At 69.3% G+C, this 1931-nt stretch carries 2 protein-coding genes and 1 tRNA gene; all 3 read right to left on the reverse strand.

Annotated features, from left to right (window positions below; genetic code table 11):
- Positions 1-4 precede the first annotated feature (4 nt).
- Positions 5-79, reverse strand: a tRNA-Pro gene (locus VH914_05530).
- Between the two features lie 40 nt (positions 80-119).
- Positions 120-380, reverse strand: coding sequence for a hypothetical protein (locus VH914_05535; GenBank protein HEX4490652.1), 261 nt, complete (start codon positions 378-380; stop codon positions 120-122).
- Between the two features lie 24 nt (positions 381-404).
- Positions 405-1931, reverse strand: a 1527-nt coding sequence (locus tag VH914_05540; GenBank protein HEX4490653.1) for an acyl-CoA carboxylase subunit beta, incomplete at its 5' end; no start/stop codon positions are given.

A 1931-nucleotide genomic window follows, 5' to 3' on the forward strand; every position in this document is an offset into this window, starting at 1 on the left:
AGAGTCGGGCTGCCGGGACTCGAACCCGGGACCTTCGGTCCCCCAGACCGACGCGCTAACCAAGCTGCGCCACAGCCCGTGTGCTGTGAACCTCCGACACTACCGGCCGCGCTGCGCGCTCACAGTTTGTGCGCCAGCCACTGCACGCCCTCCATGAACCGGTAGCCGAGGTAGATCACGGTCGCGCCGACGAGCAGCTTGAAGTGCCACGGCGTCGTGATGATCTCTTCGGGCTCCTCCCCCGCGGCGACCCGCTCCGCGGCCTTGCGCGACCGCTTCCAATCGACGGTCTGCAAGCAGAACGGGCACGAGCCGTCCGCCTTCATCGACGTCGGGGTCAGGTACCGACCGCAGGCCGGACACGCGGGCACGGGACCCATTCTGCCCACGCTCGCACTCAGATCTCAGACCGGCGGAACACCGTGCCGTTTGCCGGGATCCTCGCGCCGCCGGCCGGCGGCCAGCGCGAAGCGGGTGATCAGCTCGGCGCGCAACGAATCGGGCTGCACGACCGCGTCGACGACCAGCTCGGACGCGAGGTGCACGAGGTCGACGTCGCGCTCGTACTCCGCGCGCCGCTCGGCGACGTACGCGGCGCGCTCCTCCGGATCCGAGATCGCCTGGATCGTGTTGTAGAAGACCGCGTTCACCGCGGGCTCCGGTCCCATCACCGCGATCTTCGCGGTCGGCAACGCGATGCACGCGTCGGGATCGAACGCGGGCCCGCACATCGCGTACAGCCCTGCGCCGTACGCCTTACGCACGATGACCGAGATCTTCGGCACCGTCGCCTCGCTGACCGCGGTGATCATCTTCGCTCCGTGCCGGATGATCCCCTGCCGCTCAACCTGCGAGCCGATCATGAAGCCGGGTACGTCGGCGAGGAACAGCAGCGGCACGTTGAACGCGTCGCACAGCCAGATGAAGCGCGCGGCCTTGTCGGCGGAGTCGACGAACAGCACGCCGCCGAGGTGCATCGGATTGTTCGCGACGATGCCGATCGTCTCGCCGTCGAGCCGGGCGAAGCCGATGACGAGCTCGCGCGCCCAGAGCGGCTTGAGCTCGAAGAACGAGCCTTCGTCGACGAGCGCGTCGATCACGCGGTGCATGTCGTACGCGCGTCGCTCCTCGACGGGAACAATGTCGGCGATCGGAGTCGCACTCGCCACCGGTCCGACCGACGACCCCGGCTCGGGCAGGTCTTCCCACGAGCACGGCAAATAGGAGAGGAACCGGCGCGCGCCTTCGATCGCTTCCTCGTCGTTCGCGCAGAGGTTGTCGCCGCACCCGCTCACCGACGCGTGCATGCGCGCGCCGCCCATCTCTTCGAGCGACACGTGCTCGCCGATCACCATCTCGGCCATGCGCGGCGAGCCGAGGTACATCGAGGCGTTGCCTTCGACCATGAACACGACGTCGCAGAACGCGGGGATGTACGCGCCACCCGCGGCCGACGGACCGAACAGGCAACACACCTGCGGCACCCGACCCGAGAGACGCACCTGGTTCGCGAAGATGCGTCCCGCGCCGCGCCGACCGGGGAACAGCTCGACCTGGTCGGTGATGCGCGCGCCGGCGGAGTCGACGAGATAGACGACGGGGAGCTCGTGCTTCAGCGCGTGCTCCGTGAGCCGCACGATCTTCTCGACCGTGCGCGCGCCCCACGAACCCGCCTTCACGGTCGAGTCGTTCGCCATCACGCAGACCGGTCGGCCGTCGATCCGACCGACACCGGTGACGACGCCGTCGGCCGGGAGATCACCGGCGAGCGCGTTCGCGAGCATCGCGTCCTCGACGAACGACCCCTCGTCGAGCAGCAGCGCGAGGCGGTCGCGCACGAACCGCTTGCCCTGCTCCGCGAGCTTGCCGGCGCCCTTCGCGAGGTTGCCCGCGAGCGCGCGCTCGGTCGCGTCGGCGACGCGCTCGTACTC

It is taken from the genome of Acidimicrobiia bacterium, from assembly GCA_036271555.1.
GTDB lineage: Bacteria > Actinomycetota > Acidimicrobiia > IMCC26256 > PALSA-610 > DATBAK01.